Below are 21990 nucleotides of genomic sequence, written 5' to 3'. Positions count from 1 at the left end.
TCAGCTTTTACAGCCCTACTCAACTATGCGGAGGTGGGACGACGAAATCGAATTCTAACGAATTACCGATTTCTGTCCCACTCTCCTAACTTCGACCTGTTACAAATCTACTAGGTCTTAGTCTCTTTTTTTATTTTTCAAGTCCATTCCTGCTGCCCCTACGATCGCTCCTAGTAAAGCGAGTCCCAAAGCAGATTCTGCTCCTGTTTCTGGAAGTTGCTTGTTAGAAGATACTGTTTCTGAACGAACCTCTTTTTCCACAGCTGCTGGAATTGGCGTTGGGGTATTTCCTGGTGCAACTGGTTGATCTTTCGAGATCACTTGAGGTGTTGAAGGATCTGGAACCACTTTGTTTACGAGCACGTCTGACTTCACTGGCGCTTCTACGGAAGGGGTTGTTGGGATCACGACTTCTTTGGTACCGACTTCAACAATTTCTGCAACCGGCTCTGTGGCAACTTCTGTAGCAATCACTTTTCGACTTTGATCAAGTGCCGAAACCTCTACATACTCAAGACCTTGCCCTTTAACCCCAGCCTGGATTACTCTGCGTTCTCCTTTAGCGAGATCTGGATTGGTCCGTTCCACAAGGTCAAAATCAAGCTCTTTTTCTACGATTTCAAGACTTGGTTTGTCTTCCACTAGGGCTTTGACGTCATTTTCAGCCAAGCTACCTACTTGCGTGATTGGCTTGAGCCCCGCAAGGGCTTGAGTCAGAGCAGCCACTTCTTGATCCACCTGCTCTTGATGAGCACGGCTCACATTCCAATTCAAGCTATCTAAGACTTTCGCAAGGGCTGCGCGAGATTCTGGTGTGTATATGTCTAGATCTGTTGGCACCGTAGCAACTGCTTTTCTAAGAGCAGTGAAGTCTGCCTTGAAATAGTCCTTGTTGTGGTTGGCAAAAGCTTCCATAACCTGGAAGACTTCTTCTTCCTTGTATTCATTGGCAGGTTCATCAGCCCAAATTCCCAACATACTTCCTGATGTCGGTAATTTGACATCAGGGTACTTGGTTGAAGCTAACTGTTCAAACGGAACAGTTTCTGTATTTTGAATAGCTTTTTCGAGCGGATAACTTTGATCACCTTTATGGCCCAAAACATAGTACCAGTCTCCGTTGGTATTAAGGAATTTATAGCCCTTATCTGCCAAATACTGTGGAGATGCGAGGTTATAGCCCCACCATCCTTTAGACCAGTATGAAATCAAGACATCCTTGTCAAAGGCAACATCATCTTCATCTCCATAATAGAAGCCATCGTTAAAGGCCATTGGCTGCAAGCCTTTTTCACGCGCCATGGCTGCAAGACTATTGGAATACTCCGCAAATTTACCATAGAGGTCATACCACTTGAGGTAATACCAACCTTGCGCACTGGTAGCGTCATTGGCATATTCATCTGTTCCGTAGTTAAAGATCTTAGACTTGTCTTTGAAGTAGTCCATGTACTTGCCAATCAAGGCTTTGGTAAAGTTGACTGCTGCTTCATTGGTCAAATCCATGGTTGTTTTTGAAACCGTATCAAAGCTGGCTTGTGGATTTTCAATGCCCAATTTTTCCATGGCCACCAACAAAGCATCCATGTGTCCAGGACTATTGACTGCCGCAATCAAGCCGATTCCTTTCGCAGTCGCATAAGCATGGAGTTCATCCATTTCCGCTTGGGTCAATGCTTGACCATTTGGATCATCGTAATAGGCCTTGGTGCCTTCTAAAATGGCCTTTTTCACATCATCACTAGCATAAGTTTTTCCATTGGCTTCCACCGTCATATCATCGAGCACGAAGCGCATACCATCGTTTCCGACCAGGAGGTGCAAGTCAGAATAACCCAGCTCACTGGCCTTGTCGACGATCCGTTTCAACTGATCCAGTGAGAAGTATTTGCGGCCCGCATCGATCGAGATGACCTTCTTCATGGCGAGTTTTTCTGCTGCTTCTTTTGCAGCAACTTCTTTCGCGTAGCTTTCTGTATACACCAAAGCATCTTGAGCTGCTTTGAGATGATCGATCAAAGTTTTGGCCTCTGCTCGAGTCGTGTCTGCTCCTGCCCCTTCTAAAGCTTTTTTAGCTGCCGTAAAGGCTACTAGAGATTCCTTTGTATAGTGGTCCAAATCAGTTGGAGCTTCCGAAAGAGCTTTTTCAACGACTTCAGGATCTGCTACAAAGTAGTCCGCATTCTTGTCCGCGAAGGCATGCATGAGCTTAAAGAGAAGTTCTTTTTTGTAGGTTGCAGATGGCGTATCTGCCCAGGCAGCTACCATCCCACCGATGAAGGGCACCTTAGCCCCATCATTTTTTTGAACCACATCAATCGCTGACTTGGAAATTCCTTCGAGACCTTGATCGAGGTTGTACCAACCAGATCCAGCCTTGTCCCGTCCAAGCACATAATACCATGCATCATTGGTATTAAGAATCTGATGACCTAGTTCAGACAAGAGTTTTGAAGAAGCGACATCATAGCCGTTCCATCCACCTGTCCAGTAGGAGACAATGATATCCTTGTCAAAAGTACCATAGGAAGTATCGCCATTGTAGTAGATTCCATCATTGAAGGCCATTGGTTTCATCTTGTGTTTTTTCACAATAGCTGCTAGATCATTAGCATACTGGATGAATTTTTCATAGCCTTTTTCTGGATAGCCTTCACCTGGCCAATGCTTGCTTGCTTGGAGAACCTGCCAACCATGGGCATCTGTGGCATCGTTGGCATATTCATCCAAACCAATATTGAAAATGTCTGCCTTGCCGCTGAAATAAGCCGCATACTTGTCTACCAAAGCCTTGGTGAAGTCTAAGGCTTTTTGGTTGTCCAAATCAACGGTCCGAGCTGATTTCTTTGTACCAAAATAATTAAAGTGAGGGTTTTCGATGCCCAATTGTTCCATGGCTGTCAGAATCGCATCCATGTGACCTGGACTATTAATGGTTGGGATGACGCCTACTTTCTTCGATTTGGCGTAGGCCAAAATATCATCCATTTGAGCCTGGGTCAAGGCTGTCCCGTTCGGATCATCGTAATAAGCCTTCGTCCCTTTTTCAACTGCATCCGTCACGGCTTGGCTAGAATAAGAAGTATCTCCCACTTTCAAAGACATATCATCCAGCACAAAGCGCAAGCCGTCATTTCCAACCAGAAGATGCAAGTCTGTATAGCCCGTCTTACTTGCTTCATCAATGATTTCCTTGATTTGGTCTGGCGAGAAGTACTTGCGACCAGCATCGATCGAAACAATCTTTTTCTTGGCTAATTTTTCTTCTTGGTCAGGATCTTTAGCAGGCGTTTCCGTCGCTGCTGTCGCTGGTTGAGCTGCCACATCCGACTCTGCGACAGAGCTCGCTTCTTCGCGAATCAAACGGTTAAGATCTGATACCCGCAATTCACGATCAGGCAGTGCCGGTTGACTTTGATCGACGATTGGGGCAGGAGCCGTTGGTTTTTCTACTGTTGGCTGAGAAGCTTCCTCATTAAGGGAAATCGTTGACTCACCCTCGCTTGGCTGAGTCGGAACTGTCGTTGAAGGACTGTCTGTAGTCGTTGGCGTATCAGCTGCTACAACATTCGCACCAGCAAAAAATCCTATGAGCACCGAAGCAGCTCCTACTGCATACTTGCGAATCGCATAACGTGGTTGATGTGATTTCATCAGGACCTCCTAAATTGTCTTTGTAATCGTTTTCTTAAATTTACCACGATATCTTAATAAATTCAATGAGGCTCCAAATTATTCTTTAATTAGGAGAGGAAGTTCTTGGAATCGATCCAAAATAAAACGAGCTCCTTAGTCAAAAGGAAACTCGTTTATTCTTATAAGTCATCTAAAGCATCTTTGACCTTGTCAAAGAACCCTTTTTTCTTTGGGTTAACCTTCAAATCACTTGCTTCCGCAAAGGCTTGAAGGGCTTCTTTTTGCTTGTCATTTAAACCAGTTGGGGTGACAACATTGACAGACACATATTGATCTCCCATGGCACCACCACGTAAGCTTGGAGCACCTTTTCCGCGAAGACGGAATTTTTTACCGGTTTGGGTTCCTTCAGGAATCACCAAATCAACATCGCCATGAACTGTAGGCACATGAACCGTATCTCCAAGAGCTGCTTGGACAATATTCAAATCTAGCTTGTAGTAGATGGTTGAGCCATCTCGTTCGAAGCGATCACTCGGCTCCACGTTGACAACCACATACAAGTCTCCATAAGGTCCACCGTTAAAGCCAGCTTCTCCTTGACCCGCTAAGCGGATTTGTTGACCTGTTTCAACTCCTGCAGGAATCTTGACGTTCACGCTATGGGCTTGTTTTTCATGACCTGTTCCACGACAAGTCGTACATGGATCTTTGATTTCTTGACCACGGCCATGACAGACATCACAGGTCACTTGACGGCGCATCATTCCAAGAGGAGTTTGCGTATCTACATTGATAACCCCGGAACCATGACAGCGTCCACAGGTTACCGGACTCGTACCTGGCTTAGCCCCTGAACCGTGACAGGTATGACAGCTAGCTTCCCGATGGTACTTAACTTCTTTTTCCGCACCAAAAATCGCTTCTTCAAACTTGAGATTAACGCGGTATTGGAGGTCATCCCCTTGACGAGGCGCATTTGGATTACGACTTGCACCGCCACCAAAGAAGCTAGAGAAGATATCTTCAAAGCCACCAAAACCAGCACCATCAAAGCCACCAAAACCACCTGCTCCGCCACCGAAGCCACCATTGGCACCTGCAGCACCATATTGGTCATAAGCATCCCGTTTTTGCTCGTCACTCAAAGTCTCATAAGCTTCTTGAACTTCCTTGTACTTTTCCTCAGCACCAGGATCCTTGTTGATATCTGGGTGATATTTTTTAGATAATTTCCGATAGGCTTTCTTGATCTCATCCTGAGATGCATTCTTTGAAACGCCCAAACGGTCATAAAATTCAGTATTGTTCATAATTCAAGATACAAAGGGCGTTAAACGGACACAGCCAAAATAGGAGTTTTGACGACGGACGCTTGCGTCCTAGAAAAAACTATCTTTTTGGCACCGTCCGTAGCCCGTGTTCAGTTACGAACACTCTTTGTTCCTTTCTATAATTTTCATATAAATTTTTAGAGGGCATTTTCTATACTTCGCTTCACTTGATCAAACTCTTTGTCCGATAAAGTAAATATCAAATCCTCTTCAGCATACTCGTTCTGTTCTTTAAAATAGTTGTCTGTATTAGCTGCCAAGCCTAAGCTTAGAATCACTTTTCTTGCAAACTCTTGATGGGCAAAACCGATAGCCGTAATGATCTGTTTATCTTGCACAAGAACTTTCGGTTGGAAATTTTCACATGGAAGAAATTCAAAATAGTCAAAGAAGTTTTGCCAAATTCCACCTGTAAATTTCGTGTCCTTCAACAGACCTGCTTTCGCTAATAAAAGAGGCGCTGAAGAAATGGCTGCAATGAGGATATCTTGCTCACCAAGATCCCTCAAGAACGAAATCAATTTCTCATCCTGTAGGGCAGGTCCTATATTGACCATTCCTGGCAAAATCACGCAAGAATACTCTTCTATACGGATTTGATCTAGTGTTTTCGTTGGTTGACAGGGCAAGCCATCCTCAGAGACCACCATCGAATGATCTGAAGCGGCATAATCAATCGTGACGTCAAAAGACAGAGCTAAAGTACTCGTTAAAGCGGTTATCTCATAAAGAGAAAAATTAGGATAAATGATACAAAGTACTTTTTTCATAGGCAACATCCTCTATTTTACCGAAAAACAGAGGCTGGGTTGCAACCTCTGGATTTCTTTTTATCATTTAGTTGTTAAGCTGAATTGAGCACGCCCTAACCTCTTGGTGAAAAAGATAAATCTTCCTAGAAACTAAAGTTCCTGCGTCAGATTTCCTATTTTCACTGTGAGGTTTTAACGGGCTTTGCATCTTACTTTTCAGTAAACTCTCCGTCTACGACGTCATCGCCTGCGTTGCCTGATGCTTGTGCGCCTTCTGCTCCTGCTTGAGCTTGTTGCGCTGCTGCAGCTTGTTCGTAGAGTTTAACAGCCAATGCTTGCGCTTTTTCGTTCAAGGCTTCAAGTTTCGCTTTCATTTCTTCAAGGTTACCTGATTCTTGAGCTTTCTTAAGATCATCAAGTCCTGCTTGAGCTGCGTCACGTTCTGCATCAAAGCCTTTGCCTTCAGTTTCTTTGATAGTCTTTTCAGTCGCAAAGATAGCTTGGTCTACTTCGTTACGAAGGTCAACTTCTTCTTTACGTTTCTTATCTGCTTCAGCGTTTGCTTCTGCGTCTTTCATCATGCGATCGATTTCTTCGTCTGTCAAACCTGAGTTTGATTGGATAACAATCGTTTGTTCTTTTTGAGTTCCAAGGTCTTTCGCCTTAACAGATACGATACCGTTCTTGTCGATGTCGAATGTTACTTCGATTTGTGGGATACCACGAGGTGCAGCTGGGATATCAGTCAATTGGAAGCGTCCAAGAGTCTTGTTATCCGCTGCCATTGGGCGTTCCCCTTGAAGAACGTGAATATCAACGGCTGGTTGGTTGTCTGCTGCAGTTGAGAAGACTTGTGATTTAGAAGTTGGAATTGTAGTGTTGCGGTCGATGAGTTTTGTGAAGACTCCACCCATTGTTTCGATACCAAGTGACAATGGCGTTACGTCAAGAAGGACAACGTCTTTCACATCACCAGTGATCACACCACCTTGGATCGCAGCACCCATAGCCACAACTTCGTCAGGGTTCACTGATTTGTTTGGTTCTTTACCAGTTTCAGCTTTAACAGCTTCTACAACGGCAGGAATACGAGTTGAACCACCGACAAGGATGACTTCGTCGATATCTGACAAGCTCAAACCTGCATCTGAAAGGGCTTGACGAACTGGAGTTTTCGTACGTTCTACAAGGTCACGAGTCAAATCGTCGAATTTCGCACGAGTCAAGATCATTTCTAAGTGAAGAGGTCCAGCAGCTCCTGCAGTGATGAATGGCAAGCTGATTTGAGTTGAAGTGACACCAGAAAGGTCTTTCTTCGCTTTTTCAGCTGCATCTTTCAAACGTTGAAGGGCCATCTTGTCTGTTGACAAGTCGATACCATTTTCTTTCTTGAATTCTTCAACCATGTGGTCGATGATTTTTTGGTCAAAGTCGTCACCACCTAGTTTGTTATCCCCTGCAGTTGCCAATACATCGAAGACACCATCACCGAGTTCGAGGATAGATACGTCGAATGTACCACCACCAAGGTCGAATACCAAGATTTTTTCTTCTTTATCAGTCTTATCCAAACCATAAGCAAGGGCTGCTGCAGTTGGTTCGTTGACAATACGTTCTACTTCAAGACCAGCGATTTTACCAGCGTCTTTAGTTGCTTGACGTTGAGCATCGTTGAAGTAAGCTGGAACTGTGATAACTGCTTTGGTTACTTTTTCACCAAGATAATCTTCAGCGTAACCTTTCAAGTATTGAAGAATCATAGCTGAGATTTCTTGTGGAGTGTATTCTTTGCCGTTAGCAGAAACTTTTTCAGAAGTTCCCATCTTAGATTTGATAGAGATCACTGTATCTGGGTTTGTGACTGCTTGACGTTTTGCAGCGTCACCAACGATGATTTCACCATTTTTGAATGACACAACAGATGGAGTCGTGCGGTTTCCTTCTGGGTTTGCGATGATTTTTGATTCAGTTCCTTCAAGAACTGCCACTGCTGAGTTTGTTGTACCTAAGTCAATACCGATAATTTTAGACATATGTTTTTCTCCTTAAATTTATCTTCTTTTTTTCTTTTTGATATTTTCCCTTAAGTGGCGGGAAATATCTTCCTTGCAAGCCTCCGGCTTGCTTCTTATCTTTCTTTCATAGTTTAGTGTCGTTTCGGACAAGGTTTTTTTAAGTTCTCTCGCCTAGTTGAACACTACTACCATGGCTGGGCGTAGGATGCGGTCATGGAGTTTGTAGCCTTTTTGGAAGACTTGTGCGATGGTGTCTGCTGGATGTTCGTCATCTGCAGGCAAGGTTTGGATGGCCATGTGGTAGTTATGGTCAAAGGCTCCGTCCGCTGGAATTTCTTCAATTCCTTCTTCTTTCAGAGCATGTACCAAACTTTCTTGGACCATTTCTAAGCCCTTCTTCACATCATCTGTCAATCCTTCTACGGCAAGGGCACGTTCGAGGTTGTCCAGTGATGGTAAGATCGCTTTTGCCAAATCTTGGCTACGGTATTTTTGTAATTGTTGACGTTCTTCATTAGCACGGCGCTGAATATTTTGCATTTCTGCATGAACACGAAGGTATTTGTTTTCAAATTCCTCGGCACGAGCTTGTGCTTCTTCTAACTCAGAAGGTTGGTTGTTTTCCTCTACAACTTCTTCAGTTGTTTGGGCAACTTCCTCTTCTTTCACGTCTTCTTTTTTGATATCTTCTGTCAAGGCATACACCCCTTTCATTTGATCTTAATTTACTTCATAATGGTTGCTGTTGAGATAACGGTAGTAGTCCGTCAACTTCATAACCAGTACCCGTCCGATGACATTGACCAGGCTAATCACACGCCTGTAATCCATCTCTACGGGACCGATCACATGCATGAGGGCCATCCCACGATAAGGAACCAGGAACTTGTGACTAATCACTGTCACATTTTTCAAAGCCTTCTCTTGGGATTCTGCAACCAGGATCTGGGTCATTTGGTCTTCTGGCATCCCCCCTCGCAACTCGAGAGCTACATGTTGGGGATTATCTAAGAACTGATAGGTCTGAAGATCGGCGTAGGTTAAGGATGAAACCTTTCCTTCTACAAAGACCAGTTCTTGAAACAGTTGCGAGAAGACATAATCAAACAGATCCAAGACATTGTCTGTCGTCTTAAAATAGCGCTGTACTATCTGTGGAATCTCTGTCCGCAAGCGGTAGTGGATATCCAAGACTGTATTTCCAATGAAACGTTCTTGAACCAGCTGATGGAAAATTTCCAAATCACTGGTTAAGAAATTCTTTGGAATGGCAAACTGGACGGTGACAGGCTTTGATTCATCCAAGGTCAGAACCGCTAAAGCATCGTGGTTGGATAATGGAACAATCTCAAAACCAGTCAAGCGCTGCCGCGTCGGCTCAACATCCTGAATGACTGCGGTGTAGCCCGTCATCTGGGCCAATAACTTAGCCGTAGCATCCAAGATATCGTCTAACTTAAAGGCTTCGAAATCGAAGGCTTTTACCACCTGGTAGACATCTTGCTCATCAATCAACTCTAGATCCAGCGAGTTCTGAACAAAATATTGAAAACCAGCTCGGCTGGGCATTCGACCACTCGAAGTGTGGGCTTTTTCTAGTAAACCTTGCTTTTCGAGGGCAGCCATATCATTTCGGATCGTCGCACTACTAGATTGAATGACATCTTGCAGTGCTTTTGAACCGACTGGTTCGCGGATCTTGGTAAAGATATCGACGACAAGATTTAGAATCTCATTTTGACGTTCTGTAACCATGACCTCACCTCTCTTTCGTATTTAGCACTCTAAACACTCAAGTGCTAAACCATGATTCTATTATACACCCATCCAAAAGAAAGTCAAGAGAAAAAACCAAAAAATTAGCACTCTTTTTTCAAGAGTGCTAAAAATCATTCTTAAGACCTAGAGAAGTAAATCTCCTCTTATTTGCCAGCTTTTTTCAAGAGCTGAATATATTCTTCCAATACTAGCTGATGCTTGGCCATATACTGAGCATTTTCTACGCCAACATAACGGAAATGCCAATTCTCAAAATTCACACCCGTGATGTTGCTCTTCCCATCTGGGTAGCGAAGCACAAAGCCATATTGTGGTGCGATGGCAGCCAGCTGCAAGCCCAACTCATCACTTTGGCCAGCTTCGACACTCATATCGATCGCAAGCCCCGTCTGGTGTTCACTAGCACCAGGAACCTGTACCTGGGTCTGTACCTGCTTTTCAGCTTCTTCGTGCGAAAGGCCGCTAGCCTCTAGTTGCGAAACACGTTCATTATAGAGCTCTGTTTGCTCGGCCACACTTCGATAGCCTGATATCAAGGTTTCTTCTGGGGCAATTTTTCGAGCCGCTTCTAAAAATTGACGAGTTGGTTCTACAATCCGACTATCCACTTTGATAGCATCCACATCTGTCAATTGCGGGTTCAACTCTGGCTTCACATTGTCACGATTGACCAAGATCAACTGCCAGTCTTTTGTCGAAACAGCTGGTAAATCTGATTTTTCTTTCTTTTTCTTAGAAGAAGAGGGAGTCGTTACAGCTGTTTTTTTTGCCTTCCAAAACTGAAGCCCTGAAAACAAGCTTGGTTTAGCCAAGTAAGCACCAATTCCTGATCCAAGGACCACAAGAAGAAAGAAACTCAATAGGTAGGGCCACCATTTCTTACGTTTTTTTCTTGCGCGTCTATACTTATTTGTCATGGCCATCCTCTAAGAGTTTTGCTCCAACCTTACGATAGGACAGATCTCCAATCTTTTCAATATGAAAGGCGCCATCCTCATAGGCCAAAACCGTTACACTTCCGTTGTCCAAGACCAATTCTTCGACTGCTTTCGGATCGATGAGATAAATCAAAGTCGTAATGGTCATGCCGTGGCTGACAACAATCGCATTCCCACCACCAGCTGCTTCTACCTCTTTTGCAATAGCTTCAAATCCTTCTAAGATTCGGCCACTCAAGGCGCTCCAGGATTCAGCCCAACCCGTGGTATCCACTTCAACGATCCCTTCTGCCAACTCCATTAAACTCAACCGATGGAAATCATCGACCTTAAAGACACGGGGTAAAACCCCCATAAAGAGCTCGCCATCATAGGCACCGTCGAAGCTACCAAAACACCACTCGCGGATCCGTTTGTCATAATGATAAGGGGTTTTCCCTGTCAAACCAAGCTCTTGAAGAACAATTCCCATGGTTTGAATAGTTCGACCAGAATCACTTGAAACAGCCTCCTCAAAAGAAAGACCTGCTTCCTTAAGGCCAAGCCCTAATTCTCTAATCCCACGCTCTCCTGCTTCTGTCAGCGGAGTGTCTGACCAGCCCTGTGCTCGCCCAATGGTATTAAACATGGTTTTTCCATGACGAGCAATATATAATCTGGTTTTTGTCATTGTATTACCTCCGTATGTATCTCTTTCATTATATCATTTTTTGTAAAAAGAAAGTAGGAAAGCTCTTACAAGTTTTGAGAGAAAGAAAAGGCCATGACCAAAGGGTCAGCCTTTCAGGACGGACTAGGATTCTTGCAAGCTTTCACCGACCTCACGGTAACTGCTCTCTCCAACCCCCTTAACCGTCAATTTTCCATCTTCATATTCTACAAGGGTAACACTACCGTTTGAAAGAGGCAAATTGAGATTTGGTTTTCCTTCGATCAAGCAGACCAAGGTCTGAATGGTCCAACTATGGCTGACCACCAAGGCATTGCCTCCACCATTTTCTTCTACTTCTTTGGCAATAGCTTCAAAACCTTCTAGGATTCGGTTTTTCAAGACTTCCCATGGTTCAGCCCAATTTGCTGTGTCCACTCGGCAAATGCCATTGGCCAAGTCTTCCAAGGTCAAGGTCTTATAGTCTTCTACATCTAGCACGCGCGGCACGACACCGTGAAAGAGCTCCCCACCGTAGGCCCCATCAAAGCTACCAAAACACCACTCGCGGATCCGTTTGTCAAAGCGATAAGGAATCTGGTCTTTCAAACTCAATTCATCGAGAATGATCCCCATGGTCTGAATGGCACGGCCAGAATCACTGGAATAAGCTCGAGTAAACTCTAAACCAGACTCACGCAAGCCAATTCCTAGAGCCTGAATCCCTCGTTCTCCTTCTGCTGTCAAAGGCGTATCGGACCATCCTTGAGCACGGCCAATAGTATTAAACATGGTTCTCCCATGACGTATCACAAATAATCTCGTTTTAGCCATCTTGTCTCCTTTTGCAAGAAAAAAGTCTGGAGTTTCATCATCACAGACTTTTCTATTTTCTACTATTATACTAGATTTCTCTTAGTTTTTAAAGCTATGAACCGGAGCAGGAATTTGACCACCACGGGAAATAAAGTCAGCTGATGAAGCTTTGTTGACCTTCATCACCGGAGCAGATCCAAGAAGTCCACCGAGCTCTAACATATCGCCTTCTTTTCCATAAGGAATGATCCGAACGGCTGTTGTCTTTTGATTGATCACTCCGATAGCTGCTTCATCGGCGATCATGGCCGCAATGGTTGTATCTGGAGTATCAGCTGGGATGGCAATCATATCCAGACCGACCGAGCAGATGGCTGTCATGGCTTCCAATTTTTCCAGGTTGATATGGCCTGATTGGACCGCCGCAATCATCCCTTCATCTTCTGAGACCGGAATGAAGGCACCTGACAACCCACCGACTTGGTTACAAGCCATGATCCCGCCTTTTTTCACTTGGTCATTGAGCAAAGCTAGTGCTGCTGTTGTCCCGTGGGTTCCTACTACTTCAAGCCCCATCGCTTCAAGGACACGAGCAACCGAATCCCCAACAGCTGGCGTTGGTGCGAGAGACAAGTCTACAATCCCAAACTCAACACCGAGACGTTCACTAGCCATTTGACCCACTAATTGCCCGACACGAGTGATTTTGAAAGCTGTCTTCTTGACTGTTTCAGCCAATACATCAAAGCTAGCGCCTGGTACTTTTTCGATGGCCCGTTGGACGACACCTGGTCCTGAAACCCCAACGTTGATGACAACATCCGCTTCACCGACACCGTGGAAGGCACCCGCCATAAAGGGATTATCTTCTACCGCATTGGCAAAGACCACAAGCTTACCGGGCCCCATTGGATCTGCTTGAGATGCTTCTTTAATGATACGGCCCATATCTCGGACAGCGGTCATATTGATCCCTGTCTTTGTCGATCCAATATTAACTGAAGAGCAGACAAAATCCGTCTCTGCAAGGGCACGAGGAATGGAATTGATGAGGATTTCATCCCCCTTTTGGTAGCCTTTTTGAACCAGGGCTGAGAAACCACCGATAAAGTTAACCCCAACTTCTTTGGCTGCACGATCTAGTGCCTTGGCAAATGGTACATAGTCTGTCGCATTGGTTGCTGCCCCGATAATAGAAATTGGAGTGACCGAAACCCGTTTATTCACAATTGGAATGCCGAGTTCTGCCGCAATCTCATCCCCCACAGCCACCAAATCTTTGGCCTTGGTCACAATCTTATGGTAGACTTTTTCCGCTGCCTTTTCGATATCCGGATCAATACAATCGAGAAGCGAAATCCCCATGGTGATAGTCCGAACATCGAAGTTCTGCTCCTCAATCATGGCAATGGTTTCTGTTACCTGTTTAATGTCCATAAATTCTCAACCCCTATCTTACAAATTGTGCATGGCATCAAAAATCGCTGCGCTTTGGATATTGATTTTCACATGCAGAGACTGTCCGAATTCTTCCAACTCTGAACGGAGCTGTGTGAAATCTTTTTTCTCATCTGACGATACAACCGCCATCATGGTAAAGTATTCATCCAATACGGTTTGAGAGATATCATCGATATTGAGTCCTAATTCTGCCACTTTCGTTGCAACACCCGCTACGATTCCTTTTTGGTCTTTTCCAACGACTGTAATAATTGCTTTCATTTCACTGCTCCATTCTATCTATTTGCTTCCATTGTAGCACAATCCCCTTAAAATCGCCCTTCTCAACTGGGAACGTTCGGATATATTAAACGTGTATAAAAAAATAAAGAGGCTGGGACAGAAGTCCTAGCCTCTTTATTGTTTTTGGATTGTCGAGCAAGACGCAGTGGTTGCGTGGGCTCTACTACGCTGATTTCATCAGCTTTTACAGCCCTACTCAACTGTGCGGAGGTGAGACGACGAAATCGAATTCTAACGAATTACCGATTTCTGTCCCACTCTCTCTATTTTGACGATTCAGTTTCATCTTTTAAGAGCTCTTTCTTCACGCGCACCGTACTCTCATACTCAGCCCCAGCTAGACGGTCAAAGGGAAAGCGACGATTGAGTAAGACGATGGCAAGAGTGAGAATCAGGTACAATAAAAGCATAAAGAAGAGCAATAAAATCATGGACAGGGTTAAGAGGGAATTGTCCGTCAAATCGCTATTCAAGAGCGAAATCAAATAGAACAACCCTTGAGGAATCAGATAGAAATAACCTACTACCAGGATTCCCCGCCAGATGGTGCGAAGCCATTTTTGCTTGTCAAAATGCAAGCGGAATTTCAATAAAGCCATTCCCAAGGTTTTGCCCCGCCACAAGGGAATCAAGCCAAAATAAACAGCCAAAACCGCTACATAAGGAATCGTCTCTAAACGCTCGATTACCGCGTAAAGCAAGGATAGCATCACAAAGTCGATCAAGAAGGCAAGACCCATCCGGAAACCAGATACTTTCGTCCCTACTCGGAAAGAATGCTCGTCAATTTCGTCTCGTGTCGGCAATAACCAAACCAGGAACCAACCAAGCAGATAACCCACTCCACCACCAGTGGTATTTTGAATAATATCATCGACATCTGCTAGGCGGTAAGGGCCCGGATACATAAAATAGAGACCTGATAACTGGGTCAACTCCAAAAAGAAACTAAAGAGGGCTGTCAGGAGAATCGTTTTCTTAAAACCACACTTGAAATAATAGCGTAGATACATCCCAAAAGGAATCAACATTAGGACATTAAAGGCAGGCACATAAAAAGTTGGATGCTTAAGGGCTTGAATCCAAGTACCAGTCTGCGCTAAATTAAAGGGGCTCTCCTTGAAAAAATCCACTACAAAAGCAAAAGGTTGGAGATTGACCATTTCCGAGTAGCTAGTATGAATCTTACTTGGATCTGGCAGAGGCAAGATCACCAAGAGATAGACCGTCATCAAGTAAAGCATAAAAGAATAGAAAATCAGCACCCGCAATTTATTGACCGAACCATATTTTCGATAATTCAAAATCATGTAGGGCAAGGTCAGCAAAAATGCCAGGAAAGGAAAGAGCTGAACAGCCGTTTTAATAGTAGAGATATACCCCATTGTGTCTCCTTTTTTTCGTTATAAAATCACCCTTTGCACAATGACAAAAGGTGATTTCTTCATTGATATAGAATATTATACGGCCTGGTAGAGGAAGAGTCAAGGAAGAGGAGTTCATTTCATTTTTTGAGCTCCTTATTGAACTAAAATCAAAGATGAATTCTCTCACGGTAACATCGTTAGTATAAAATAGGAATCACAAGACTATCCTATTCGCTAGAATTTCAATCATCTCATCTGAAACTTTTCCTACATCAATTGCTTTACTATTTAGTATGGATGGCACAGCATATGATAGCATTAAGGAGATAATATTACGAATGATTCGTTCGTTAGGCCAATTAACCAGCTCCCCTTTCCCCTTATAGTTATCTAAAATAGGATTGAGTGGCGTTACAATATTGTTCTGAACAATGCTCTCTGTTTTTTCAAACCAAGATGAATCAATTAAACACCTTGAAAAGAGAATTTTAATAATATCTCTATTGTTGATCAGAAAATTTAGTCGATCTTCGATCATACTCCGAAAAAAAACTGTAACACTTTCATCGTTACACAGAACTTTTTGATCAGTAAACAATTCAATTGTTTCAGGTATGACCTGATCAAAAAACAAGAGAAGAAGCGTATTGAGTATGCCTTCTTTTGTTTTAAAATAGCTAAAAACAGTCCCTTCTGATACTTCCGCTCGGCGTGCAATGTCAAGCGATGTAGTTTTTTCAAAACCGATTTCAGAAAACAAGGTTAAACTGGCAATTAGAACACGTTTTTGTTTATCACTCAATCTCATGAGTTGAATTTGACGAACACAAGCTTGATTTAGATCAACCATTTTCCTTTCCTCCTCACTCCTCTTGAATCACAATCACACGTTTTCCTCTTGTATGCCCTTTTTCAAGATCCTTGTATGCTTCTTTTATTTCGGGTAATGAAAATGGATAGATTTTATCCAAACGAACTGAAATTTCCCCTTTGGAAACAAGTTCTGCAAGTGATAGGAAGTCATCATATTGTGAATGCCGTGGGCCTGTAAATTGAACTCCTTTCAAGATAGCAGAAGGAGATGGAACCAGGGTAGCAATTTGATCACCTCTCAAACCCAATTGGAAGCCTAATTTTACATAGTCTCCCCCATAACAATCCAACATCTTGGTAACAGTTACTCCTGAAAGTTCTTGAATTTTTTCTTTGATCGATTCATGATAGGAAATCGGGATGGCACCGATCGATCTGAGGTAGTCCGCATTACCAGCACTAGCTATTCCAATAACTCTGGCACCTTTTGAAACAGCATATTGTACTGCAATCGATCCAATTCCTCCAGATGCACCTGAAATGACAATTGTATCCTTAGTTCCAATATTAATTTTTCGAAAAGCTCCTCCTACCGTTAAGGAACTAACCCCCAAGACTGATCCATGCAGAAAATCAATATTAGATGGCATAGAAGCGATCTCCGTCTCCTTCACACAAATCTCAGTTGCTAATGCTCCTCTTTTTGAACCAAGACCAGGTGCACTTATAATCGTCCCAAAGACTCTATCTCCTACCGAAAACTGAGTCACACTCTTACCTACTTCAATGATCGTCCCAGCAAAATCACGTGCAACGCCTCTGGGGAATAAAGAAGAAGTTTTCTCAAACCATCTACTAGGATGCCTTAGTTTCATTAAAAGGGATAGCATTCGAAGCTGTTTAACACCCTTAAAAATCTTATAATCTACCGGGTTTAATCCTACGGCAGCTACCTTGACCCTTACTTGATTTTCCTTTAGTGGTTCTGGTTCTACTTCTGCTAATTCTAAGACATCTATATTACCAAACCGATGAAATTGAATAGTTTTCACAGTCATACAATACATACCTCCATTGCAAAATTGAGTGATCACTCAATTTTTGATTATTATAGCATACAACTAGCCACTATTCAATGATAGCTTCAATTAAAAGAATGCAAAAAATTTTTATCAAAAAAAACGCCCAAGATTCTCCTCTTGAGCGTCTGTTAGGAATGACCCTACCTTGCATTTACTATATCAGGAACTTTTAACTCTCCCCTTCAAGATATTACTTCCGATAAAGACCAATAGATAACTCACAATCCCTGAAAGATGCAATAGCGTTGAGATCCATCCGGTAATTGCTGGTAAGAGCATGAGGCCAGATAGAAAAATTAAGAATAGATAAAGCCATTTTACGGTGCGTGAAAATTCTTTCCACACGTTTGGCAGGAGCATGACTCCACCGGTTACAAAGGCGTATCCTACAGCAGAGATTCCTGTCGCCTGAATGTCTTGCCCCTGGGTTAAGAGGTTAAAAACGATGGAAGAAAGGACTGTCGCCGTCACAAAAACAATCAAGACTTGTCTGGAGCCTCCTTTTCTTTCTAGCAGTCCTCCGAAAGGAAGTATCATGAGTCCATTTAACAACAAATGGACCCATAAAAACCAGATAGGGGCTCCTTTACTGCCGTGCATCAGGGTCCCACTGACATATTGCCAACCATAGACCGGCTTCGAATGAAAGGCCAATAGATCATACATAGCATCCCCATAAAAGGAAGTCATTAGACCGAGCAACAAACAGATTAGAGCTAAAGTACTGATAACCGGGTAGATTGTGAGGATTCTTTTCATATTTATCTTCTCTTTTTCAAAAAACAGCGTTACGATGTTTCCATTCACGATTATTATACCATTTATTTCATTGGAGACAGAAAAAGTTTTTTGCTTCTTTCGTTTCAAATCTTTGCTGGAAAAACGAAATATCGTGACTTATTAGTCGGTCATTATTCGTGACCGGAAAGCGATCCTGTTTTTTAGCCGTAGCAAAAATTTGACTTTCTATTTTAAAAAGAATATACTCATTCTAATCTGAGACAAATATTTTTTATTTTTTTAAATCAACAGTATTGCATTCAGAGAAATAAACGACTAACTTCATGGAGGTGACGCTATGTCATTAGAAGAAAAATTGAACCAAGTAAAAGGCTCTGTTAAAGAAGGCCTTGGTAAATTAACCGGCGATACAAAAACAGAAGCTGAAGGCACTGCTGAAAAAGTTGCTTCAAAAGCAAAAGAAGTTGCTGAAGATGCAAAAGAAGCTGTCGAAGGAGCTATCAAGGGCGTTAAAAATATCTTTCATAAAGACGACAAATAGTCTTTAACATCCTAGACCCACTCTATTTTCTACAGTCATGTTTGACTGTGGAAGATAGGGTGGGTTTTTATTTTCCATTTATCTTAGGTATAGAAAAAACACCCCGAAGGGTGCTCTTTGTAAGTATAGTAATTCCTTCGAATTAACATTTTGCGTGCAGTGGTTGCTATCCATTCAAATATCGCTTCGCTTGTTTTCTTGGGGCAACTGTGCATAGCATATCTCTACGCGACTAAAGTCGCTAGAGCTATCCTAATTACGCACCGCCAGTTCTCATAGATAAAAACACCTTGCAAGATGTAAAATGTTTTCGCTTGTATTCTGTATTCCAGTAACGAATTAACGTTTAGAGGCAATTGACTTCGTCGAATTGCAGCCGTATTTGTAAGTGGCTAAAGCCACAACAACTACATCAACTGCCACAATTTAGTATGAAAACATACAAAGAACACCTCGAAAGGTGTTCTTTGTAAATATTGTAATTCTTTCGAATTAACGTTTACTAAATTGTGAAGCTTTACGAGCTTTCTTAAGACCTGGTTTGGAAAGTATGAGTTTCAGTTGGACTAAAAACAGCGTAATATCAAGTCTTTTCAGAACTAAAACTACTTATTCATTTCATAAAATTTGAATCAATATTTTTTAAATAGGGGAATAGTTTAGTTCTGTAAGTATTGATATAACACACCTACAAAGCTTATTATATCAGATTTTTCTCAGTTTTAGAAAAATAGGTAGAGAAAAAAACAACATCTGGATTCTCCAAAAAATCTTGATCAAACAATCTTTACAACGAGTTGACGTATTTATAAATAAAAGGAATCGCTATCAAAAATTAGTTCATTTTCAATTTGGAATTTACACAAATTTTCGGACAATTGGAGCAAGTAGTATTACTATAAAGTATTATAAATAGTGATAGGAGTTACACCTTCTTCTTTTCTTCTTCAAGAGATTCCATGCTTTTATTATAAAGTTTATTTTCTTCCTGATACGTTTGGCTTAATCTAGTTTCAAACCTAGAAATTCTCTTTTCAAAATTATCTCTATTTTCTTCTAATTGCTGCAATTCATGTATTGGAAGTTCTTGATTATGTTTATGACAATAGGAGATGATAAAGTCAGTTATATCTTCATATAGTCTTTTTGCATCTCGCTTCATATCTTGATAATCTAATTCATAATCTGCTACTTTTCTTCTGAAAGCTTGATGATCACTCTCGACTTTATTAATTTTATCATTAATATTCATGTATTCTCCTAAAGTATTGGGCTGGACAGATCAGGTTCAGGTACTTCAGTTAAAGTTTTATTAATTGCATCAGCAGCACCCCCAGTTAATCCTCCTTCTAGAGAAGCAGGTACTTGAGAAGTGGCAAAATTCTGCATTTTAAACGCCTGATTAGCCAGCCAAGTTTGTAAAATAGCCCCTTCAGCCATTAGGACACCTTTTGTTGCTGAAACTAGAGCCTGGATTGCCAATCGTTCTTGAACTTTCATGTATTCAGTTTTTATGCGCTCTGCTTCTAATCGATCTTCAGTATTCGGTTCAATCATTCATTAACTCCTTTTAATTGCTAAAAATCTTGGCACCTATTTGATCACTTTCAATAATTCTATCAGCAACTTTATTCAGATTATCTGAAATTTGAGACATTCTATTCCTATAATCGCTTGCTGAAGTGATAGTTTTTGTCTCTTTCCCACTGTTCCATGCAGTATCCAAACTTAGTTCAGATAATAGAACCTCTACTTCACTAGATGATAAGTGACGAGCAATACTATATGCTTCAGATTTGAGGGATGAAATTTTTTGAGAAACCTTTTCCTTTTCAGATTCAATTTTTGATTTAATTTCTTCTTCGTAAACCTCAGCTTGAAGTTTCGTGGTTTCCGCACTTACTCGGACCAATTCTTCTCTTAAACTAATTTTTTTACTACCAGAACTAGACTTCAAAGAGGCCTTTATCTCTTTTATTTGTTTGATATTTAAAGTGATTAAATCTTGTTTAGTTGGTTCAGGAGCAAAAGGACCGTAATTATTTAAATACCCGTTAATATAAAACTCCGGCCTATCAAAAATATCTTCTAACCCATAATTAACAATTCCTAAATTTGGTTTAAAATTCTTTGCTTTATATTCCGCTATCTTTCGGACCTGCTTTTCAGTCATGCCAGAGGCGAAAAGGTTTTTTTTATAATAATAATCGATATCTAAAGCATTTCCCTTTAATACAGGTGTTCGTGGTGAATGTCCATCTTCGTCTCCAATAACTTCAAACATCATTGTTTTTCCATAGGGAACTGCACCACCATTACCATCAAGTTTAACAACGTCCCTTCTACTATCTCTATAGATCGTAGCGTTCTTATTAAGATAGGCTACCTGTTCCTTTGAAATACCACCTGTATCTACAGCTTTTTTAGCTGCGAAATCCATGAAATTTGTAACTTTAATAGTCCGATTCTCTTTAAGGCCATACTTTGAAGCTGTATAAGCTACGCCAGGTCCTGCTTGACTATGCCCAGACATATTAGAAATTATACCATTATGAGATTTTATTTTCTCTTCAGTAATTTGATAAAACATATCAATATCATCTGCTTGGGGAGTTAGCATTCCTGGAAATATACCAAACGCCCCACTAGCAAAGAATGCTCTTTCAGACGAATCAACAATATCTCTATTCTTTTTAAAAAAATAAGGTTGATTCCCCAATTCTTTAGAATTTTCAAAGGGTATTTGAGTTCCAGCAACAACTATCGTTGTTTCTTGATAATTTGGATTATTACCTTTTGGATCATCAACAGGGACAAAGGCAATTGCTTGGGTAGTAGCATCCATGCTGTTAACGATTTGGAAATATCTGTCTTCACCATTTATTTTATAATTTAGTACTTTTCCTGGCTTTTCCCTAACATTATTTTTAAGACCAAACTGTAATCTCTGTACTTCTTCATTAGATAAAGCCATATTATATATCTCCTTTTCTTAAGTCATCATTATAAACAATCTCAGCATATGGACTTCCTTTTTCATCTTTTACTACCCCTTTTAATTGACCATTATCAACCAATAATTTAATATTACCATCCGTAGAGGATTCTCTAATTAGTTTTGCTTCATCAGGCAGGTGCTGTGCTTTAGAAACATCGATATTATTTCCATTGGAGTCCTTTAAATCTATAGCTTCATTCCCGCCTCCATCAAAATTGAGAAGAACATGAGAAACGATACCAAAACTGCTTGGATTATAGTTATTAATTGGAGTTCCTAGAGTAGCCTTATTTCCATACTTATCATAAATAGTTGGACGGACATACGCATTTGAGAATGTTGACCCTTCCTCTGTAACGTATATTGGGGAAAATTCAATCTTCTCAATACCTCTATAGTGTTCTTTGATGTAGGTTCCTATTTGCTCTTCTAGCAAACGAAAGCCATGCTGATAGAGTTTGGCTGTTTTGGGGCCAAGATTTGGTTTAGTCAGCTTATTATACATATATGTTCCTCCAAATATAAGAATGATTACAATAGCAATTATTTTAGTAACCTTATTTCTCATTAGTCGCCTCCGATCTAATTGATTATCCACCATTTTTTCATGCAACCATATTACTTATTATAACATAATTGCAAATTTGTAACATTAAGCCAAACAGAAAAGCATCCCGTATGTTGAATACGAAATGCTTTCAATATCTGTAAATAAGTTTTAACGTTTACTAAATTGTGATGCTTTACGAGCTTTCTTAAGACCTGGTTTGGAAAGTATGGATTTCA

At 41.5% G+C, this 21990-nt stretch carries 20 protein-coding genes; 1 reads left to right on the top strand and 19 read right to left on the bottom strand.

All coding sequences use genetic code 11. The annotated features are described in order from the left end of the window. Positions 1 to 117: 117 nt before the first annotated feature. The 15 genes from LIZ08_RS08835 to LIZ08_RS08765 all read right to left on the bottom strand — a co-directional run bounded on the left by LIZ08_RS08835 (position 118) and on the right by LIZ08_RS08765 (position 17683). A complete protein-coding gene (locus tag LIZ08_RS08835) occupies positions 118 to 3654 on the bottom strand; it encodes a family 20 glycosylhydrolase (RefSeq protein WP_227038696.1) in 3537 nt (1178 codons plus the stop codon). 161 nt (positions 3655 to 3815) lie between these two features. Beyond that, the gene (dnaJ, locus tag LIZ08_RS08830; RefSeq protein ID WP_155128223.1) at positions 3816 to 4949 is read right to left on the bottom strand and encodes a molecular chaperone DnaJ; all 1134 of its coding nucleotides are present in this window, start codon (positions 4947 to 4949) and stop codon (positions 3816 to 3818) included. A gap of 158 nt (positions 4950 to 5107) precedes the next feature. Continuing rightward, the gene (locus LIZ08_RS08825; RefSeq protein ID WP_155128226.1) at positions 5108 to 5740 is read right to left on the bottom strand and encodes a DJ-1/PfpI family protein; all 633 of its coding nucleotides are present in this window, start codon (positions 5738 to 5740) and stop codon (positions 5108 to 5110) included. A gap of 191 nt (positions 5741 to 5931) precedes the next feature. Further along, a complete protein-coding gene (gene dnaK, locus LIZ08_RS08820) occupies positions 5932 to 7755 on the bottom strand; it encodes a molecular chaperone DnaK (protein ID WP_227038695.1) in 1824 nt (607 codons plus the stop codon). A 153-nt stretch (positions 7756 to 7908) separates the two neighbouring features. Further along, positions 7909 to 8433: a nucleotide exchange factor GrpE gene (grpE, locus tag LIZ08_RS08815; protein ID WP_319637123.1), complete on the bottom strand. Its 525-nt coding sequence runs from the start codon at positions 8431 to 8433 to the stop codon at positions 7909 to 7911. A 24-nt stretch (positions 8434 to 8457) separates the two neighbouring features. Next, positions 8458 to 9492, bottom strand: a complete 1035-nt coding sequence (gene hrcA / locus LIZ08_RS08810) for a heat-inducible transcriptional repressor HrcA (protein WP_003010153.1) — start codon at positions 9490 to 9492, stop codon at positions 8458 to 8460. 167 nt (positions 9493 to 9659) lie between these two features. Continuing rightward, positions 9660 to 10439 carry a M15 family metallopeptidase gene (locus tag LIZ08_RS08805; protein ID WP_003010150.1) on the bottom strand — a complete coding sequence of 260 codons (780 nt, stop codon included), beginning with the start codon at positions 10437 to 10439 and terminating at the stop codon, positions 9660 to 9662. Further along, the gene (locus LIZ08_RS08800; protein WP_227038693.1) at positions 10423 to 11124 is read right to left on the bottom strand and encodes a histidine phosphatase family protein; all 702 of its coding nucleotides are present in this window, start codon (positions 11122 to 11124) and stop codon (positions 10423 to 10425) included. The genes LIZ08_RS08805 and LIZ08_RS08800 overlap by 17 nt, the downstream gene beginning before the upstream one ends. 123 nt (positions 11125 to 11247) lie before the next feature. After that, the gene (locus LIZ08_RS08795; RefSeq protein WP_227038692.1) at positions 11248 to 11937 is read right to left on the bottom strand and encodes a histidine phosphatase family protein; all 690 of its coding nucleotides are present in this window, start codon (positions 11935 to 11937) and stop codon (positions 11248 to 11250) included. Between the two features lie 81 nt (positions 11938 to 12018). Then, positions 12019 to 13356 carry a PFL family protein gene (locus LIZ08_RS08790; RefSeq protein ID WP_227038691.1) on the bottom strand — a complete coding sequence of 446 codons (1338 nt, stop codon included), beginning with the start codon at positions 13354 to 13356 and terminating at the stop codon, positions 12019 to 12021. 18 nt (positions 13357 to 13374) lie between these two features. Then, entirely contained in the window at positions 13375 to 13641 is a 267-nt protein-coding gene (locus LIZ08_RS08785) for an ACT domain-containing protein (protein ID WP_003004214.1), read from the bottom strand. Positions 13642 to 13925: 284 nt separating this feature from the next. After that, positions 13926 to 15047 (bottom strand): VanZ family protein, encoded by a 1122-nt coding sequence (locus tag LIZ08_RS08780; RefSeq protein ID WP_227038690.1) that lies wholly within the window; start codon positions 15045 to 15047, stop codon positions 13926 to 13928. Between the two features lie 196 nt (positions 15048 to 15243). Beyond that, the gene (locus LIZ08_RS08775) at positions 15244 to 15879 is read right to left on the bottom strand and encodes a TetR/AcrR family transcriptional regulator (protein WP_227038689.1); all 636 of its coding nucleotides are present in this window, start codon (positions 15877 to 15879) and stop codon (positions 15244 to 15246) included. Between the two features lie 13 nt (positions 15880 to 15892). Further along, a complete protein-coding gene (locus tag LIZ08_RS08770) occupies positions 15893 to 16900 on the bottom strand; it encodes an NADP-dependent oxidoreductase (RefSeq protein WP_227038688.1) in 1008 nt (335 codons plus the stop codon). Positions 16901 to 17083: 183 nt separating this feature from the next. Beyond that, entirely contained in the window at positions 17084 to 17683 is a 600-nt protein-coding gene (locus LIZ08_RS08765; RefSeq protein WP_227038687.1) for a rhomboid family intramembrane serine protease, read from the bottom strand. Positions 17684 to 18002: 319 nt separating this feature from the next. On the opposite strand from LIZ08_RS08765, the gene LIZ08_RS08760 reads away from it, so the two are divergent. Then, positions 18003 to 18206 carry a CsbD family protein gene (locus LIZ08_RS08760; protein WP_049489171.1) on the top strand — a complete coding sequence of 68 codons (204 nt, stop codon included), beginning with the start codon at positions 18003 to 18005 and terminating at the stop codon, positions 18204 to 18206. A 925-nt stretch (positions 18207 to 19131) separates the two neighbouring features. Here LIZ08_RS08760 and LIZ08_RS08755 read toward each other — a convergent pair. From LIZ08_RS08755 to LIZ08_RS08740, 4 genes are read right to left on the bottom strand one after another with little or no spacing between them, the layout of a single operon-like run. After that, complete coding sequence (locus tag LIZ08_RS08755) at positions 19132 to 19458, bottom strand: hypothetical protein (protein WP_031576111.1); 327 nt, start codon at positions 19456 to 19458, stop codon at positions 19132 to 19134. Between the two features lie 8 nt (positions 19459 to 19466). Next, positions 19467 to 19763: a hypothetical protein gene (locus LIZ08_RS08750; RefSeq protein ID WP_070595605.1), complete on the bottom strand. Its 297-nt coding sequence runs from the start codon at positions 19761 to 19763 to the stop codon at positions 19467 to 19469. Between the two features lie 13 nt (positions 19764 to 19776). Continuing rightward, on the bottom strand, positions 19777 to 21180 hold the full coding sequence (locus tag LIZ08_RS08745; protein WP_070595607.1) for a hypothetical protein: 1404 nt from the start codon (positions 21178 to 21180) through the stop codon (positions 19777 to 19779). 1 nt (position 21181) lies between these two features. Next, positions 21182 to 21772 carry a hypothetical protein gene (locus LIZ08_RS08740; RefSeq protein ID WP_070595609.1) on the bottom strand — a complete coding sequence of 197 codons (591 nt, stop codon included), beginning with the start codon at positions 21770 to 21772 and terminating at the stop codon, positions 21182 to 21184. Positions 21773 to 21990: the final 218 nt, after the last annotated feature.

The organism is Streptococcus sp. 210928-DFI.4.42, from assembly GCF_020554365.1.
GTDB lineage: Bacteria > Bacillota > Bacilli > Lactobacillales > Streptococcaceae > Streptococcus > Streptococcus parasanguinis_S.
This window is presented reverse-complemented; position numbering and strand designations above follow the sequence as displayed.

Coding starts and splice junctions, on each gene's coding strand:
- LIZ08_RS08835 (WP_227038696.1), bottom strand. CDS start 3,654: ATGAAATCACATCAACCACGTTATGCGATTCGCAAGTATGCAGTAGGA.
- dnaJ (WP_155128223.1), bottom strand. CDS start 4,949: ATGAACAATACTGAATTTTATGACCGTTTGGGCGTTTCAAAGAATGCA.
- LIZ08_RS08825 (WP_155128226.1), bottom strand. CDS start 5,740: ATGAAAAAAGTACTTTGTATCATTTATCCTAATTTTTCTCTTTATGAG.
- dnaK (WP_227038695.1), bottom strand. CDS start 7,755: ATGTCTAAAATTATCGGTATTGACTTAGGTACAACAAACTCAGCAGTG.
- hrcA (WP_003010153.1), bottom strand. CDS start 9,492: ATGGTTACAGAACGTCAAAATGAGATTCTAAATCTTGTCGTCGATATC.
- LIZ08_RS08805 (WP_003010150.1), bottom strand. CDS start 10,439: ATGGCCATGACAAATAAGTATAGACGCGCAAGAAAAAAACGTAAGAAA.
- LIZ08_RS08800 (WP_227038693.1), bottom strand. CDS start 11,124: ATGACAAAAACCAGATTATATATTGCTCGTCATGGAAAAACCATGTTT.
- LIZ08_RS08795 (WP_227038692.1), bottom strand. CDS start 11,937: ATGGCTAAAACGAGATTATTTGTGATACGTCATGGGAGAACCATGTTT.
- LIZ08_RS08790 (WP_227038691.1), bottom strand. CDS start 13,356: ATGGACATTAAACAGGTAACAGAAACCATTGCCATGATTGAGGAGCAG.
- LIZ08_RS08785 (WP_003004214.1), bottom strand. CDS start 13,641: ATGAAAGCAATTATTACAGTCGTTGGAAAAGACCAAAAAGGAATCGTA.
- LIZ08_RS08780 (WP_227038690.1), bottom strand. CDS start 15,047: ATGGGGTATATCTCTACTATTAAAACGGCTGTTCAGCTCTTTCCTTTC.
- LIZ08_RS08775 (WP_227038689.1), bottom strand. CDS start 15,879: ATGGTTGATCTAAATCAAGCTTGTGTTCGTCAAATTCAACTCATGAGA.
- LIZ08_RS08770 (WP_227038688.1), bottom strand. CDS start 16,900: ATGACTGTGAAAACTATTCAATTTCATCGGTTTGGTAATATAGATGTC.
- LIZ08_RS08765 (WP_227038687.1), bottom strand. CDS start 17,683: ATGAAAAGAATCCTCACAATCTACCCGGTTATCAGTACTTTAGCTCTA.
- LIZ08_RS08760 (WP_049489171.1), top strand. CDS start 18,003: ATGTCATTAGAAGAAAAATTGAACCAAGTAAAAGGCTCTGTTAAAGAA.
- LIZ08_RS08755 (WP_031576111.1), bottom strand. CDS start 19,458: ATGAATATTAATGATAAAATTAATAAAGTCGAGAGTGATCATCAAGCT.
- LIZ08_RS08750 (WP_070595605.1), bottom strand. CDS start 19,763: ATGATTGAACCGAATACTGAAGATCGATTAGAAGCAGAGCGCATAAAA.
- LIZ08_RS08745 (WP_070595607.1), bottom strand. CDS start 21,180: ATGGCTTTATCTAATGAAGAAGTACAGAGATTACAGTTTGGTCTTAAA.
- LIZ08_RS08740 (WP_070595609.1), bottom strand. CDS start 21,772: ATGAGAAATAAGGTTACTAAAATAATTGCTATTGTAATCATTCTTATA.